We start from the raw sequence: 16,809 nt of genomic DNA on the forward strand, positions 1-16,809 counted from the left end.
GCGCCCCCTACGGTGGGGTTAATCATGTCGTATGGCATAGCCCCGTCAGTTAAGTTGATGCATCTGTAGGGTCGGCATTCATGCCGACCGGAATCCGCCCCCAGCGGTTAGGTTGATGATGCATCCACAGGGTCGGCATTTATGCCGACCAGGTTAGTTTCATACCGTTCCCACCACGTTCTGCCCCTTCATTTTTCTTTCCTGAATTCTCGTCGTCATCCCAAAATAACGTTAATTCAGCGCGTGATTATTTTACCTATTTAGCGCCATTCATCGCCGGAATATTTCGCCTGACTAAACGTGATTTGTCCGCCTTCCGGCAATAATTCTGGCCGAAAGCGGTTTAATTTCACAAAAAATTCAGAAAAAAAATTATCCCGCCTCATCCCTTGCAGGCACTGGAATTAGCCACTGTCGCGCCATACGTGTCACGCCAGATATTTCCGTCAAGGGTTGTCAGATAATCTCACTATGCTACGGTATAGGCGCTTAAATTTACGCAGGGTACAACAAGAAATAGTCAGACATTTAACCAGGAATTTCATTACTGCATGGCAATTAAACTCGAAGTAAAGAATTTATATAAGGTATTTGGCGATTACCCGGAAAAGGCATTTAAACTGATTGATAAAGGCGAGAGTAAAGAGAGTATTCTGGCGAAAACCGGCCTCTCACTCGGCGTCAAAAATGCCAGTCTGGCCATTGAAGAAGGCGAGATCTTTGTCATCATGGGGTTGTCCGGCTCCGGCAAGTCCACCATGGTTCGCCTTCTCAATCGTCTGATCGAGCCGACTCGCGGCCAGGTGATTATTGATGGTGTCGATATTGCCCAAATATCCGACGCGGAATTGCGTGAAGTACGCAGAAATAAAATCAGTATGGTATTCCAGTCTTTCGCACTGATGCCGCACATGACGGTGCTAAATAATACCGCCTTTGGCATGGAATTAGCCGGCGTGGCGCTGCAGGAACGGCAGGAAAAAGCGCTCGACGCGCTGCGTCAGGTCGGACTGGAAAATTATGCCCACGCCTGGCCCGATGAACTTTCTGGCGGAATGCGTCAGCGTGTTGGATTAGCCCGCGCACTGGCGATTAATCCGGATATATTGCTAATGGACGAAGCCTTTTCCGCACTTGATCCGTTAATTCGCACAGAAATGCAGGATGAACTGGTAAAGCTGCAGGCAAAACATCAGCGCACCATCGTCTTTATTTCCCACGACCTCGATGAAGCGATGCGTATTGGCGACCGCATTGCCATTATGCAGGGCGGCGAAGTGGTGCAGGTCGGTACGCCGGATGAAATCCTCAATAATCCGGCCAACGATTATGTGCGCACCTTCTTCCGCGGCGTGGATATCAGTCACGTCTTTAGCGCCAAAGATATCGCCCGCCGCAGCGCCGGCGCGCTGATTCGCAAGGCCGCCGGTTTCGGCCCGCGTTCGGCGATCAAACTGCTGCAGGATGAAGACCGCGAATATGGCTACGTACTGGAGAAACAGAAATTTATCGGCGTCGTCTCCACGGATTCGCTGAAAGCGGCACTCGCCGCCGGTGAAGGGCTGGATAACGCGCTGCTCGACGCACCGCTGGCGGTTCCTGCCGATACCTCGCTCAATGATTTGCTCTCTCACGTCGCGCAGGCGCCCTGCGCGGTGCCGGTGATCGGTGAAGATCAGCAGTACGTCGGTATCATTTCCAAAAGCATGCTATTGCGGGCTTTAGATCGTGAAGGAGCCCAGCCATGAGTGCACACAACGCCACCCCGTGGGAAAGCGCCAGCCAGACCAGCGCACCACCCGCCGCCAGTGATGCCGCCGCATCCAGTAGCGATCCGTGGTCCGCAGCGGGCAGCAGTACTCCGGCCGACAACAGCGCCAGCGCCGCCGATGCCTGGGGCAACGCCGCCGGCAGTACATCGGATGCCGCCAGCAGTGGTGGACACGATGCCGCCAGCAGCGCGGCCAGCAGCAGTGACTGGCTGAGCAGCGCGCCGGCTCCCGAGCCGGAGCACTTCAGCCTGCTGGATCCGTTCCACACCACGCTGATTCCGCTGGATCGCTGGGTCACCGAAGGCATCGACTGGGTGGTTACCCACTTCCGTCCGCTGTTTCAGGGCATTCGCGTGCCGGTGGATTATATTCTCAGCGCCTTCCAGCAACTGCTGATGGGCCTGCCTGCGCCGGTGGCGATTGTCGTGTTCGCGCTGATTGCCTGGCAGATAGCCAGCCCGGCGATGGGCGTCGCCACGCTGATATCGCTGGTGCTGATTGGCATGATCGGCGCCTGGTCACAGGCGATGGTAACGCTGGCGCTGGTGCTCACCGCCCTGCTGTTCTGCGTGCTGATTGGCCTGCCGCTTGGCATCTGGCTGGCGCGCAGTGAGCGCGCGGCGCGTATCGTGCGGCCACTGCTGGATGCGATGCAAACCACGCCGGCGTTCGTCTATCTGGTGCCCATCGTCATGCTGTTTGGTATCGGCAACGTGCCTGGCGTGGTGGTGACGATTATCTTCGCCCTGCCGCCGGTGGTGCGTCTCACCATACTCGGCATCAAGCAGGTGCCGGCTGATCTGATTGAAGCCAGTGAATCTTTCGGTGCCAGCCCACGCCAGATGCTGTTCAAGGTCCAGCTGCCGCTGGCAATGCCAACCATCATGGCCGGCGTCAATCAGACGCTGATGCTGGCGCTGTCAATGGTGGTCATCGCCTCAATGATTGCCGTTGGCGGTCTGGGCCAGATGGTGCTGCGCGGTATTGGTCGCCTGGATATGGGCCTCGCCAGCGTCGGCGGCGTCGGTATCGTGATTCTCGCCATCATCCTCGACCGGCTGACGCAGTCGGTTGGTCGCGACAGCCGCAGCCGTGGCAGTCGCCACTGGTACAGCAGCGGCCCGCTGGGTTTGTTGCTGCGCCCATTCAGTAAAAAAGCCTGATTTCTTTGGGCGGCCGCTGCGGTCGCCCGTCTCCGACGTCACACGTAAAATAAGGAATGACTATGCGCAAGACAGCTCTATTCGCCGCCGTCCTGACCACGGTTGCCGCGACGCACGTGTCCGCCGCCGACCTTCCGGGCAAAGGCATTACCGTTAAACCGGCTCAGAGTACCATTTCCGAAGAGACCTTCCAGACGCTGCTGGTGAGCCGCGCGCTGGAGAAGCTGGGCTACACCGTTGAGAAGCCAAGTGAAGTGGATTACAACGTGGCTTACACCACCATTGCCGCCGGTGATGCCACGTTTATCGCCACCAACTGGCAGCCGCTGCATGACGACATGTATAAAGCCGCTGGCGGTGATAATAAATTTTATCGTCAGGGCACCTACGTTAGCGGTGCCGCGCAGGGTTACCTGATCGACAAGAAAACCGCCGATCAGTATCACATCACCAACATTGAGCAGCTGAAGGATCCGAAGCTGGCCAAACTGTTTGATACCAACGGCGACGGCAAGGCGGACCTGACCGGCTGTACGCCCGGCTGGGGCTGTGAAGCGGTGATTAATCACCAGATTGAGGCCTACAAGCTGAGCGATACCGTGGTACACAACCAGGGCAATTACTCGGCGATGATTGCCGACACCATCACGCGTTATAAACAGGGTAAACCAATTCTCTGTTACACCTGGACGCCATACTGGGTCAGCGACGTGCTGAAGCCGGGTAAAGATGTGGTGTGGCTGCAGGTGCCGTTCTCCTCACTGCCAGGCGAGCAGAGCAAAGTGGATACCAGACTGGCCAACGGCGCCAACTATGGCTTCCCGGTGAACACCATGCACATAGTCGCCAATAAAGCCTGGACGGAGAAGAATCCGGCGGCGGCGAAACTGTTTGCCGAGATGAAGCTGCCGATTGGCGATATCAATGCCGAAAACGCCGCCATGCACGCCGGTCACGCTTCGGAAGCGGACATTAACGGCCACGTTGATGGCTGGATTAAAGCCCATCAGGCCGAATTTGATCAGTGGATCAGCGACGCCCAGGCAGCTGCGAAATAAGCCCGCGCGGCACCACGCTATCCGCTGCGTGGTGCCACCGTTTTCCTCTCTTCATCCCCGTCAGTAAGCGAAGCGTGCGCTATAGCGCACTGGTACGTCCTGTTAATTAACACAACATTGAAATAATTTTTTGGGTTACTATTACCCTCATATGATTATTTATCCGCTTTTCCCGCCGTGATCCTTTTCCCTCAGCCGCCAGCGCTGCGCCTGCCGCACCGTGATGCATTTCTGCTGTCTGCCACCTGCGGGTGACTGCGTGATCCTCAGGTAAACGGATGACTTTAATCAGATGACGCTGACGTTGTGCCGCACGGTTAGCGTGGCGTGCCGAATTAAGCTGTTGATTTACGCCAGCTTAGCGGCCGGGAAAAGTGTTTAGAAAGCGTAAAGATGCACGCAAAGTGGTGAGCGATACTGTTCATTAATGATTGGCTTTGTTATGGTTAGCCACACAGTTATTCACCTAAGTTATTTTTACTCGCGAAATTATTCAACTAACTGAAGGTTTCGCCTCGCGAATTGATGACTTCAGCGGCTTTGCCTGCAAAGCGGCTGGTCAGGGCGCAGTGCCCAGGGTTATGGACCGACCTGGAACGCCAGGTGCTGACAGTGTGATGGCGCAAGCAATCACGGGCGGAAAATATGACTACGCTTAATCTGTCACCCTCATTATTATATTTGTTGCAACTAAGAGGTTTTTTTAATGGAAAGCTCGTTTACTCCCATTGAGCAGATGCTAAACATCCGTGCTAACCGCCATAAAGATTTTCCGCTGCAGGAAATCATCCTGACCCGTCTGTGCATGCACATGCAGGGTAAGCTGCTGGATAATCGCAACAAAATGTTGAAGGCGCAGGGAATTAACGAAACTTTATTCATGGCGCTGATCACGCTGGACGCGCAGGAGAACCAGAGCATCCAGCCTTCTGAGCTGAGTTCGGCGCTGGGTTCGTCCCGCACCAATGCGACGCGTATTGCGGATGAGCTGGAAAAGCGCGGCTGGATTGAGCGTCGTGAGAGCGACAACGATCGTCGCTGCCTGCATCTGCACCTGACAGAGAAAGGTAACGAATTTTTACGTCAGCTGTTGCCGCCACAGCATCAGAGCCTGCAGTATTTGTGGTCCTCGCTGACTGATACCGAGCAGGAGCAGCTGGAAGCCATCACCCGTAAGCTGCTTAACCGTCTCGATAAAATGGATGAAGATCAGGTTATCGCTTCTCTGTCGCGTTAATAGCAAGAACTGCGACACAATCACCCCCCGAAATCGCTATTTTAATCCCCTTTTATCCGGCCAGCGTCGCAAACGCTGGCTTTTTCGACTCGGGCGACCGTGTTGATGGATCAACACATCCCGACTAATGGCAAACGTGGAGAACGACATGAGTGCGACAGCGGAAGCTCAAAGCCCGCAACAGCCAGCAAACAAAAAGAAGAAGCGCAAAGGTGTGCTGATCCTGCTGGCTATCGTGTTTATCGTGATTGGTGTGGCTTATCTGGCTTACTGGTATCTGGTGCTGCGTCACTTCCAGGAAACCGATGATGCCTACGTGGCAGGTAACCAGGTGCAGGTGATGGCCCAGGTTTCCGGCAGCGTGAATAAAGTGTGGTTCGACGATACGGATCGGGTGAAAAAAGGTGACATCCTGGTGTCACTCGATAAAACCGATGCGCAGCAGGCGTTTGAAAAAGCGCAGACCGCGCTGGCCACCAGCGTGCGCCAGACGCATCAGCTGATGATCAACGGCAAACAGTATCAGGCGACCATCAAGCTGCAGCAGACCGCGCTGGATCAGGCAGAATCCGACCTGAAACGTCGCGAGCCGCTCGGTGCCGCCAATCTGATTGGTCGCGAAGAGCTGCAGCACGCGCGTGATGCCGTGGCCACGGCGAAAGCCCAGCTGGACGTGGCGATTCAGCAGTACAACGCTAACCAGGCGATGATCCTGAATACCGAACTGGAAAACCAGCCGGCAGTAAAACAGAGCGCCGCTGAACTGCGCGATGCCTGGCTGGCGCTGCAGCGCACCGATATCCGCAGCCCGATGGATGGCTACGTGTCGCGTCGCAACGTGCAGGTCGGCTCGCAGATCTCCACCAGCACGCCGCTGCTGGCGGTGGTACCGGCCACCAACCTGTGGGTTGACGCCAACTTTAAAGAGACGCAGCTGGCCGGCGTGCGCATCGGTCAGCCTGCAACGGTGATCAGCGATATCTACGGTGATGACGTGGAGTATCACGGCAAAGTGGTCGGCCTGGATATGGGTACCGGCAGCGCCTTCTCGCTGCTGCCGGCGCAGAACGCCACCGGTAACTGGATCAAAGTGGTACAGCGCCTGCCGGTGCGTATCGAACTTGATCCGCAGCAAGTGGCGCAACATCCGCTGCGTATCGGCCTGTCCACGCTGGTGAAAGTGGATACCCAGAACAAAGACGGCGCCGCGCTGGCCAGCAGTGTCCGCACCCAGGCCGCGTATGAAAGTAACGCGCTGGCAATCGACCTTGCGCCGGTTAACCAGCTGATCGCTGACATTGTCCGTGCCAACGCGCAATAACCTCGCGGGAGGCTGTTATGGCACAAAAGCCGCTTGAAGGTGCGCCGTTAGTTCTGATGACCATCGCCCTGTCGCTGGCGACGTTCATGCAGGTACTCGACTCCACCATCGCTAACGTGGCGATCCCGACCATTGCCGGTAACCTCGGTGCCTCTAACTCGCAGGGCACCTGGGTGATCACGTCGTTTGGGGTGGCGAATGCCATCTCGATCCCGATCACCGGCTGGCTGGCAAAACGCGTTGGTGAAGTGAAGCTGTTCACCTGGTCGACCATTCTGTTCGCGCTGGCATCGTGGGCGTGCGGCATGTCCGAAAGCCTGGAAATGCTGATCTTCTTCCGCGTGATTCAGGGCGTGGTGGCCGGTCCGCTGATTCCGCTCTCGCAAAGTTTGCTGCTGAACAACTACCCGCCGGCCAAGCGTAGCGTGGCCCTGTCGCTGTGGGCGATGACGGTTATCGTCGCGCCGATTTGCGGTCCGATTCTCGGCGGCTGGATCAGTGATAACTATCACTGGGGTTGGATCTTCTTCATCAACGTGCCGATTGGCGTGGTGGTGGTGATGCTGACGCTGCAAACCCTGCGCGGGCGCGAAACCAAAACCGAAATCCGGCCCATCGATATGGTCGGGCTGGTGCTGCTGGTGGTGGGCATTGGTGCGCTGCAGGTCATGCTCGATCGCGGTAAGGAGCTCGACTGGTTTAGCTCGACCGAGATCGTGGTGCTGGCGGTGGTCGCCGTGGTGGCGCTGACGGTGCTGCTGGTGTGGGAGCTGACCGACGACCATCCGATTGTCGATCTGTCGCTGTTTAAAATGCGCAACTTCACCATTGGCTGTTTGTCGATCAGTCTGGCTTACATGCTGTACTTCGGTTCGATCGTGCTGCTGCCGCAGCTGCTACAGGAGGTATATGGCTACACCGCTACCTGGGCAGGGCTGGCGTCAGCGCCGGTAGGCATTATCCCGGTGATCCTGTCGCCGATCATTGGCCGCTTTGCCCACAAGCTCGATATGCGCCGTCTGGTGACGTTCAGCTTTATTATGTACGCGGTGTGCTTCTACTGGCGTGCGTATACCTTTGAGCCGGGTATGGATTTCGGTGCCTCCGCGTGGCCGCAGTTTATCCAGGGGTTCGCGGTGGCCTGCTTCTTTATGCCGCTGACCACCATTACGCTGTCCGGTCTGCCGCCGGAGCGTATGGCGGCGGCCTCCAGCCTGTCGAACTTTGTGCGTACGCTGGCGGGTTCAATCGGAACGTCGATCACCACCACCATGTGGACTGACCGCGAATCGATGCACCACAGCTACCTGTCGGAATCGGTTAATCCCTTCAATCCGAATTCGCAGCAAATGTATGACCAGCTGCAAAGCATGGGCATGACGCAGCAGCAGGCGTCGGCTTACATCGCACAGCAAATTACCAATCAGGGGCTGATTATCTCGGCTAACGAGATCTTCTGGGCATCGGCGGGGGTGTTTTTGATCCTGCTGGTTCTGGTGTGGTTTGCCCGTCCGCCCTTTGGCGCAGGCGGTGGCGGCGGTGGCGCGCACTGAGTGACAGAAACAAAAACGGGCCAGAGCGGCCCGTTTTTTTAGTTATGCGTTCTGACGCCACCACTCGGCGAGCAGAATGCCGGTCGCGACCGAGACGTTGAGGCTTTCAACGTTGCCGGTACCGCCAATCGACAGGCTGATGTCGCCCTGCTGGAATGCGCTGTCTGACAGACCTTCACGCTCCTGGCCCAGCACCAGCACCATTTTGGCCGGCAGCGCCGCCTGCGCCAGCGGTGTACCGGCGTGGCTGGATGTGGTTACGATGGTGTAACCGGCTTTAAGGAACGCTTCCAGACCCGCGGCAAAGCTTTCGCCACTGATGGCCTGAACGTGTTCTGCACCGCCTTCCGCCGTGCGCACCGCGGCGCCAGATTCCAGCAGCGAGGCATCATTGACCAGCAAACCTTTAACGCCAAAGTGCGCACAGCTGCGCATGATACCGCCAAGGTTATGCGGGTTGCTGACATCTTCCAGCGCCAGTACGCAGTCTTTGCTCTGCGCCTGCTGCAGCCATTCCGCTACCGGCATGCCCATGCGCTTCTTAATGATGAAACACACGCCGCCGTGGTGCTCAGTACCGGACGCTTTCGCCAGTTCGGCATCATCTACGACGTGATAAGCTTTGCGGTTTGCGGCCAGCCAGCGCAGGGTTTCACGGAAACGCGGCGTAACGCTTTGCACAAACCAGGCACGGACGATGCTCTCCGGACGGCTCTGGAACAGCGCCTGGCAGGCGTTTTCGCCGTACACGCGCGTCTCTTCCTGACGCTGGCGGCGAATCAGTTCCGGGTCAATAGCCGGCTTGCTGCTGGCCGCTTCGTCACCCGCATCCGCTTCAGCGGCAACAGGCGGACGTGACACGGTGCGCCACGGTGAATCACTGAAGCCGCGATCGTCACGATCGCTGCGGCGACCGCGCGCGCTGTCGTCACGCGGACCGCGCGAACGGCCAGCATCATCACGTGGACCCCGTGAACGCCCGGCATCGTCACCACGCGCAGCGCGCGGACGACCGGCTTCTTCGTTATTACGGGTGCTGCGAGGACCAGAGCGACGATTCTCTTCCTGGCGCGCAGCAGGACGGCCGCCTTTGCCGGTACGGGGATTAGGCTTCTGACCGCCCTCCTCATCACGTACGTACATCACTTTTACCTTGCCGCTTTTGCCTTTAAATTCGTCGTTCATCTGTTCCTCCAGCATTGAGAGCGCGAAGATTACCTGATGTGTCGGCGCTTAGCTATCAACTATTGAACCTATTGCTTAATCCAGATTGAGCATAGCATTCAACCTTTTCATAATGTTCACCAATCCTAAGATTTACAGGTCCGGTTTGAGGTGACGATGAATACTGTATGTGCCTCCTGTCAGGCAACTAACCGCGTTCCCGAGGAACGCCTGGCCGACGGAGCCAAATGCGGTCGCTGCGGCGACGCGCTGTTTAGCGGTGAAGTGGTGAATGCCACGGCAGCCACGCTGGATAAATATCTGCAGGACGACCTGCCGGTTGTGGTCGACTTCTGGGCACCGTGGTGCGGCCCGTGCGTGAACTTTGCGCCGGTGTTTAAAGATGTCGCTGACGAGCGGCGCGGTAAAGTGCGCTTCGTGAAGGTGAACACCGAGGCGGAACCTGCGCTCAGCACGCGTTTTCGCATCCGCAGCATCCCGACCATTATGCTGTTCAAAAACGGTGAGATGGTGGACATGCTGAACGGTGCGATGCCAAAAGCGCCGTTCAACGAATGGCTCGACGAATCACTGTAACCTCAAAGGCCAGCCACGCGCTGGCCTTGTTTTTGCCCTTCTATTACACTGGCGTTTTTTCCTGTCCGCGATCCTATGTCTGATAATGCCGTCCTGCGCCTGCGTGCGCAGCGCTTAGCGCGTGCCACGCGCCCGTTTCTCGCCCGAGGCAACCGCGTGCTGCGCTGTCAGCGCTGCCTGCTGCCGCATAAACACTGTCTGTGCGCCACCCTGCAGCCGCAACAGGCGCGCAGCCGGTTTTGCCTGGTGATGTTTGACACTGAGCCGATGAAACCCAGCAATACCGGGCGGTTGATTGCCGATATTTTGCCGGAGACGCAGGCCTTTGGCTGGTCACGCACCGAACCCGACGCCGCGCTGCTGGCGGCGGTGCAGACCGCTGATTATCAGCCGATGGTGGTGTTCCCCGCCTCGTACGCCGATGCCGATCGTCAGGTGCTGAACACGCCGCCCATTTGCGGCAAGCCACCGCTGTTTATCATGCTGGACGGCACCTGGACCGAAGCGCGCAAAATGTTCCGCAAAAGTCCGTGGCTGGATAGTTTTCCGGTGATGTCACTTAACGTGGCGACACCGTCGCGCTACACGCTGCGCGAAGCCCATGCGCCAGGGCAGCACTGCACCGCGGAAGTGGCCGCAGCCCTGCTGGAACAGGCCGGGGATTTACCGGCGGCGCAGGCATTGCAGCAGCACTTTGAGCGTTTCCGTCAGGCCTATCTGGCAGGCAAACCCCACCATCCGATACACGCGCAGACAGACAATTTCTGAAGCTGGCTCGCAGCCTGACATCGACAAATCGGCAACCGACGCAAAAGCGTTTACAATCATGCCAATCCCGAGTGCAGGAGCGAATGATGAGCCAACGTGGACTGGAAGCGCTGTTACGACCGAAATCAATTGCGGTGCTGGGTGCGTCGGTAAAACCGGGCCGCGCCGGTTATCTGATGATGCGCAACCTGCTGGCCGGCGGCTTTGGCGGGCCGGTGATGCCGGTCACGCCTAAATACAAGGCAGTCAGCGGCGTGCTGGCCTGGCCGGATGTCGCCAGCCTGCCCTTCGCTCCCGATCTCGCCATTATCTGCACCCACGCCAGACGCAACCTTGACCTGCTGCAGCAGCTGGGAGAAAAAGGCTGCAAAGCCTGCATTATTCTCTCCGCACCGGCCAGCCAGCTGGAGGCGCTGAAAGCCTGCGCCAGCCAGTGGCAGATACGCTTGCTGGGGCCCAACAGCCTTGGCCTGTTAGCGCCGTGGCAGGGACTGAATGCCAGCTTCTCACCGGTGCCGATTGCAAAGGGCCGCATCGCCTTTATTTCGCAATCGGCGGCGGTGTCCAACACCATTCTCGACTGGGCGCAGCAGCGCAACCTGGGCTTTTCGTGGTTTATCGCGCTGGGTGACAGCCTGGATATTGATGTCGACGACCTGCTGGATTTCCTTGCGCGCGACGGCAAAACCAGCGCCATTTTGCTTTACCTGGAACACCTGAGCGACGCCCGGCGTTTTGTTTCCGCCTCGCGTAGCGCAGCGCGCAATAAACCGATTCTGGTGATTAAAAGCGGACGCAGCCATCAGGCACAGGCGATGATCGGCACCGCCAGCGGACTGGATGCCGCCTGGGATGCTGCCATTCAGCGCGCCGGTCTGCTGCGCGTGCAGGACACGCATGAGCTGTTTTCCGCCGTGGAATCGCTCAGCCACATGCGCCCGCTGCGCGGTGAGCGCCTGATGATTATCAGCAACGGCGCCGCTCCGGCAGCGCTGGCGCTGGATGAACTGTATGCGCGTAACGGCAAGCTGGCAACGCTGGATGAGCCCACGCTGCAGGCGCTGGCCGCACTGCTGCCGGAGGGCATCGGGCGCGGTAATCCGCTGGATTTGAAAGATCATGCGACGCCCGCGCTGTACGTGGCCTGCGTAAAACAGCTGCTCGACAGCCATGAGCTGGATGCGCTGATGATCATCCATTCCCCCAGCGCCGTCTCTCCGGCCAGTGAAACCGCCGCGCAGATTATCGCGGCGGTGGCCGCGCATCCACGGGGTAAGCAGGTGACCCTGCTGACCAACTGGTGCGGCGAACACTCTTCGCAGGAAGCCCGCCGCGCATTCACCCAGGCCGGCATTCCAACCTGGCGCACGCCGGAAGGCACGGTAACCGCCTTCATGCATCAGGTTGAGTATCGGCGTAACCAGAAACAGCTGCGTGAAACGCCAGCGCTGCCGCTGGGCCTGACGCAAAACAGCGCCGGGGCACATCAGCTGCTGCAGCAGGCACTGGATAACGGTATTACCACGCTCGATACGCATGAGGTGCAGCCGATATTGCAGGCTTACGGCCTGACGACGCTGCCAACGTGGATCGCCAGTGACAGTCAGGCCGCGGCCGCGATTGCCGGGCAGATTGGTTACCCGGTGGCGCTCAAGCTGCGCTCGCCGGATATTGCGCACAAGTCGGATGTTCAGGGCGTGATGCTCTATCTGCGTAGCGCGGCTGAAGTCGAACAGGCAGCAGACGCCATCTTTGAGCGCGTACGTGAAACCCATCCGCAGGCGCGCATTGACGGCCTGCTGGTACAAAGTATGGCCAACCGCGCCGGTGCGCAGGAGTTGCGCGTGGTGGTTGAGCAGGATCCGCTGTTTGGTCCAATCATCATGCTGGGCGAAGGCGGTGTGGAGTGGCAGCCGGACAAGCAGGCGGCCGTGGCGCTGCCGCCGCTCAATATGACGCTGGCGCGTTATCTGGTGATCCAGGCACTGAAAAGCGGCAAAGTTCGCAGCCGCAGCGCGCTGCGCCCGCTGGACATCGCTGGCCTGAGCCAGCTGCTGGTGCAGGTGTCTAACCTGGTGGTGGATTGTCCGGAGATCCAGCGGCTGGATATTCACCCGCTGCTGGCATCCGCTAACGCCTTTACCCTGCTGGACGTAACGCTGCAGCTGGCCCCGTTCAGCGGCGACAGCGAAGCGCGTCTGGCGATTCGCCCTTATCCGCACTATCTGGAAGAGCTGGTGCAGCTCAAAGACGGCCAGCGCTGCCTGTTCCGGCCGATTCTGCCAGAGGATGAACCGCAGCTGCGCGCCTTTATCGCCCAGGTCACCAAAGAAGACCTCTACTACCGCTACTTCAGTGAGATCAATGAGTTCACCCACGACGATTTGGCAAACATGACGCAGATCGATTACGACCGGGAAATGGCGATTGTCGCGGTACGCCAGCATAACGGGGCCGATGAGATCATCGGCGTGACGCGCGCCATCTCTGATGCTGACAATATTGATGCAGAATTTTCGGTGTTAGTGCGCTCCGACCTGAAAGGGCTGGGCATGGGCAGACGTTTACTGGAAAAGATGATCCGCTATACGCGCGATCACGGCCTGCAACAATTGAACGGTATCACCATGCCGCACAATACCGGCATGATTACCCTCGCACGAAAACTCAACTTTCGTGTGAATATTCAACTGGATGATGGCATTGTCAGTCTGAATTTACCGCTGGCTGACACCGGCGACTCACCTGTAGAGAAAGGTAAAAATCCTCCTTAACAGGCCGGTTGATGTTATCATTTACCGTTAGGATCATGATTTGATGGCAAAAGGCCATACAATGAACAGAGAAGAAGTGCACTGTGATGTTGTCTAAATTCAAACGCAATAAACACCAACAACACCTCGCACAGCTGCCTAAACTGTCACAATCCGTGTCGGATATGACCACGCTTTACTCGCCTGCCGAGTTTCGTGAAACCCTGCTGACGAAAATCGCCACGGCAGAAAAACGCATCTGCATCGCCGCGCTGTATCTGGAAAATGATGACGGCGGGCGCCGCATTATGCAGGCGCTGTATGCAGCACGTCAGGCGCGGCCGGAACTGGATGTCAGCATTCTGGTGGACTGGCATCGTGCGCAGCGCGGCCGTATCGGTGCCGCGCGCGGCCTGACCAACGCCGACTGGTATTGCGAAATGGCGGCGCAGCATCCTGATATCGCGATTCCGGTGTACGGCATTCCGGTAAACACCCGCGAAGCGCTCGGTGTGCTGCATCTGAAAGGCTTTATCATTGACGATACGCTGCTGTACAGCGGTGCCAGCCTGAACGATGTCTATCTGCATCAGCATGACAAATATCGTTATGACCGTTATCAGCTGATCCGCAATCCGCAGCTGGCGGACACCATGTTTCAGTGGATTGGTGAGAATCTTAAGCACTCTGAAGCGGTCAACCGTCTCGATCAGGCTGAGCGTCCCTCCAGCCCGGAGATCAAGAATGAAACCCGCCAGTTTCGTCAGGAACTGCGTAGCTTTAACTATCAGTTCATGGGTGATGCCGGCAACGAATCGCTGGCGGTTACGCCGCTGGTCGGACTGGGTAAACGCAGCCTGCTGAACAAAACCATTTTCCATCTGATGCCCTGCGCCGAGCAGAAGCTCACGCTGTGCACGCCGTACTTCAACCTGCCGGCTATTCTGGTGCGCAATCTGATCCAGCTGCTGCGTCAGGGCAAAGAGGTCGAGATCATTGTCGGTGACAAAACCGCCAACGATTTCTACATTCCGCCGCATGAGCCGTTCAAAATTATCGGTGCGCTACCCTACCTGTATGAAATCAATCTGCGTCGTTTCCTCAGCCGGCTGCAGTATTACGTCAACAATGGCCAGCTGACGGTGCGCTTGTGGAAAGATGGTGATAACAGCTATCACCTGAAAGGTATTTGGGTTGATGACGAATGGATGATGATCACCGGTAATAACCTCAATCCGCGCGCCTGGCGACTCGATCTGGAAAATGCGGTGCTGATCCACGATCCGCTTAACCAGCTGGCAGAGCAGCGTGACAAAGAACTGGCGCTGATCCGTCAGCACACCACGGTAGTGAAACATTTCCGCGAACTGGAGAGCATTTCTGACTATCCAGCCAAAGTGCGCAAGCTGATCCGCCGCCTGCGTCGCATCCGTATCGATCGCCTCATCAGTCGTTTGCTGTAGCCGATGCGTGCGCTCATCCTCTGTGCGGTATTACTGTGTAGCGGATGTGCGCATGTGGCGCAGGACAGCTGGACCGGCCAGGATAAAGCGCAACACTTTTTCTCCTCTGCCGCCCTGGCTGCCGCCGGCAGTGAGATCTCTCAGCATCAACATCAGGGACGCGGGCAAAATCTGCGCTTTGGCATGCTGTTTTCGCTGAGCTTCGGCGTTGCCAAAGAAGCCTGGGACAGCCGCGCCACCGGGAGCGGCTGGAGCTGGAAGGATCTTAGCTGGGATGTCGCCGGTGCGGCCAGCGGTATTGCGCTGTGGAACCTGAGCCAGTAATCACAGCGCAATCCCCTTCCCTTTGCGGTGCAGCATCAACGATACCAGAAATGCCAGTGCGCCCATTGCCGAGACATACCAGAAGAAGGTAGTTTCGATGCCCTGCTTCTTCAGCAACAGCGCCACATATTCGGCCGAACCGCCAAAGATAGCGTTGGCTACCGCGTAGGAAAGCCCCACACCCAGCGCCCGCACTTCCGGCGGGAACATCTCCGCTTTAAGAATGCCGCTGATGGCGGTGTAGAAACTGGTAATAATCAGCGCCAGCATCACCAGTACGAACGCCAGCCCGCTACTTTGCACATTCTGCAGCAACATCAAAATCGGCACGGTACAGATGGCTGCGCCAGCGCCAAAGATCATCATTGATGCCCGACGGCCAATCTTATCCGACAGCGCGCCAACGATCGGCTGAATCAGCATGAATACCAGCAGTGCGCCGGTCATCAACGCACTGGCGCTGCGCGCATCCATACCCGCCGTGTTCACCAGATATTTCTGCATGTAGGTTGTAAAGGTATAGAAGCTCAGCGATCCGCCGGCGGTAAAGCCAAGCACCATCAGGAAGGCGCGCGAATGGTTACCCAGCAGACCGAAAATGCTGCCGGCATCGCGATGTTCCCGGTGCTTTTTTTCGGAGGTTTCGTTCAGCGAACGACGCAGCCATAGCGCGACGACTGCCAGAATCGCGCCGAGAAAGAACGGGATACGCCAACCCCAGCTGCGCAGCGCTACATCACTGAGGATTTGTTGCAGCACCACCACTGTCAGCACGGCTAACAGCTGACCGCCAATCAGTGTGACGTACTGGAACGACGCGTAGAAGCCCTTGCGCCCTTCGAGTGCCACTTCGCTCATGTAGGTGGCACTGGTGCCATATTCACCGCCCACGGATAAGCCCTGAAACATGCGCGCCAGCAGCAGAATCACCGGTGCCGCGATGCCGATTTCGCTATAGCCGGGTAGACAGGCAATAACCAGCGAACCAAAGCACATCATGCATACCGAGATCAGCATCGAGCTTTTACGGCCGTGGCGATCGGCAATGTAGCCAAATAACCAGCCGCCAATGGGACGCATCAAGAAGCCTGCCGCAAACACGCCGGCCGTTTGCAGCAGCTGGGTGGTGGTGTCGCCATCCGGGAAAAATACATGGGCAAAATAGAGTGAGAAGAAGGAGTAGACGTAGAAATCAAACCATTCGACCAGATTGCCTGACGACGCGCCGACAATGGCCCAGATGCGTTGTTTACTGACGGCTGCCGTTTCCGGCTGGGCCGATTTTTGTTGTTGTGAGTCGGTCATGGGTTACCTCATTTCCTTGCGAACAATAACGCTAAAGCAATGAGTAAAGCAGCTGTGGGCGGTACGGGGGAATCGGAGCCGGTTCAGGATGACAAAATGTGACAGTGCTGGAGTTTTAAGGGGAGGTTTTGCAAAGGGTTAAGTGGATTTGGCGATCGCCAGACGTAAAAAAGCCCCGGACTCTCGTTCGGGGCTTCTTCACTGGTTTGATGCCTGGCAGTTCCCTACTCTCGCATGGGGAGACCCCACACTACCATCGGCGCTACGGCGTTTCACTTCTGAGTTCGGCATGGGGTCAGGTGGGACCACCGCGCTGTTGCCGCCAGGCAAA

The 16,809-nt window shown here is 57.6% G+C and carries 13 protein-coding genes and 1 rRNA gene; 11 read left to right on the top strand and 3 right to left on the bottom strand.

Annotated features, from left to right (window positions below; translation table 11 throughout):
• The first annotated feature begins 551 nt into the window (after nucleotides 1-551).
• The 6 genes from proV to emrB all read left to right on the top strand — a co-directional run bounded on the left by proV (nucleotide 552) and on the right by emrB (nucleotide 8,104).
• Entirely contained in the window at nucleotides 552-1,748 is a 1,197-nt protein-coding gene (gene proV, locus MXF20_RS21145; RefSeq protein ID WP_325971272.1) for a glycine betaine/L-proline ABC transporter ATP-binding protein ProV, read from the top strand.
• Nucleotides 1,745-2,935, top strand: coding sequence for a glycine betaine/L-proline ABC transporter permease ProW (gene proW / locus MXF20_RS21150; RefSeq protein WP_325971273.1), 1,191 nt, complete (start codon nucleotides 1,745-1,747; stop codon nucleotides 2,933-2,935). The genes proV and proW overlap by 4 nt, the downstream gene beginning before the upstream one ends.
• Before the next feature lie 62 nt (nucleotides 2,936-2,997).
• Nucleotides 2,998-3,993: a glycine betaine/L-proline ABC transporter substrate-binding protein ProX gene (proX, locus tag MXF20_RS21155; protein WP_325971274.1), complete on the top strand. Its 996-nt coding sequence runs from the start codon at nucleotides 2,998-3,000 to the stop codon at nucleotides 3,991-3,993.
• Between the two features lie 706 nt (nucleotides 3,994-4,699).
• Nucleotides 4,700-5,230: a transcriptional repressor MprA gene (gene mprA, locus MXF20_RS21160; protein ID WP_021506466.1), complete on the top strand. Its 531-nt coding sequence runs from the start codon at nucleotides 4,700-4,702 to the stop codon at nucleotides 5,228-5,230.
• A 148-nt stretch (nucleotides 5,231-5,378) separates the two neighbouring features.
• Nucleotides 5,379-6,551 (top strand): multidrug efflux MFS transporter periplasmic adaptor subunit EmrA, encoded by a 1,173-nt coding sequence (gene emrA / locus MXF20_RS21165; protein ID WP_325971276.1) that lies wholly within the window; start codon nucleotides 5,379-5,381, stop codon nucleotides 6,549-6,551.
• Nucleotides 6,552-6,568: 17 nt separating this feature from the next.
• Entirely contained in the window at nucleotides 6,569-8,104 is a 1,536-nt protein-coding gene (gene emrB, locus MXF20_RS21170; protein ID WP_238561613.1) for a multidrug efflux MFS transporter permease subunit EmrB, read from the top strand.
• A 42-nt stretch (nucleotides 8,105-8,146) separates the two neighbouring features.
• Here the strand turns inward: emrB and MXF20_RS21175 are convergent, their stop codons facing one another.
• Nucleotides 8,147-9,289 carry a tRNA/rRNA methyltransferase gene (locus MXF20_RS21175; RefSeq protein ID WP_325971277.1) on the bottom strand — a complete coding sequence of 381 codons (1,143 nt, stop codon included), beginning with the start codon at nucleotides 9,287-9,289 and terminating at the stop codon, nucleotides 8,147-8,149.
• Nucleotides 9,290-9,445: 156 nt separating this feature from the next.
• Here MXF20_RS21175 and trxC point away from each other — a divergent pair, with 156 nt between their 5' ends.
• From trxC to MXF20_RS21205, 5 genes are all read left to right on the top strand, one after another.
• Nucleotides 9,446-9,865 (top strand): thioredoxin TrxC, encoded by a 420-nt coding sequence (gene trxC / locus MXF20_RS21180; protein WP_021313847.1) that lies wholly within the window; start codon nucleotides 9,446-9,448, stop codon nucleotides 9,863-9,865.
• 75 nt (nucleotides 9,866-9,940) lie between these two features.
• On the top strand, nucleotides 9,941-10,633 hold the full coding sequence (locus MXF20_RS21185; RefSeq protein WP_325971278.1) for a tRNA-uridine aminocarboxypropyltransferase: 693 nt from the start codon (nucleotides 9,941-9,943) through the stop codon (nucleotides 10,631-10,633).
• An 86-nt stretch (nucleotides 10,634-10,719) separates the two neighbouring features.
• A complete protein-coding gene (locus tag MXF20_RS21190) occupies nucleotides 10,720-13,407 on the top strand; it encodes a bifunctional acetate--CoA ligase family protein/GNAT family N-acetyltransferase (protein WP_325971288.1) in 2,688 nt (895 codons plus the stop codon).
• Nucleotides 13,408-13,490: 83 nt separating this feature from the next.
• Nucleotides 13,491-14,849 (top strand): CDP-diacylglycerol--serine O-phosphatidyltransferase, encoded by a 1,359-nt coding sequence (pssA, locus tag MXF20_RS21200; protein ID WP_325971280.1) that lies wholly within the window; start codon nucleotides 13,491-13,493, stop codon nucleotides 14,847-14,849.
• Nucleotides 14,850-14,852: 3 nt separating this feature from the next.
• Nucleotides 14,853-15,173: a YfiM family lipoprotein gene (locus MXF20_RS21205; protein ID WP_325971281.1), complete on the top strand. Its 321-nt coding sequence runs from the start codon at nucleotides 14,853-14,855 to the stop codon at nucleotides 15,171-15,173.
• Here the strand turns inward: MXF20_RS21205 and MXF20_RS21210 are convergent, their stop codons facing one another.
• Nucleotides 15,174-16,478, bottom strand: coding sequence for an MFS family transporter (locus MXF20_RS21210; RefSeq protein WP_325971283.1), 1,305 nt, complete (start codon nucleotides 16,476-16,478; stop codon nucleotides 15,174-15,176).
• Nucleotides 16,479-16,689: 211 nt separating this feature from the next.
• A 5S ribosomal RNA gene (rrf, locus tag MXF20_RS21215) occupies nucleotides 16,690-16,805 on the bottom strand.
• Nucleotides 16,806-16,809 lie beyond the last annotated feature (4 nt).

Source organism: Pantoea dispersa, assembly GCF_035783935.1.
Lineage (GTDB): Bacteria > Pseudomonadota > Gammaproteobacteria > Enterobacterales > Enterobacteriaceae > Pantoea > Pantoea dispersa_C.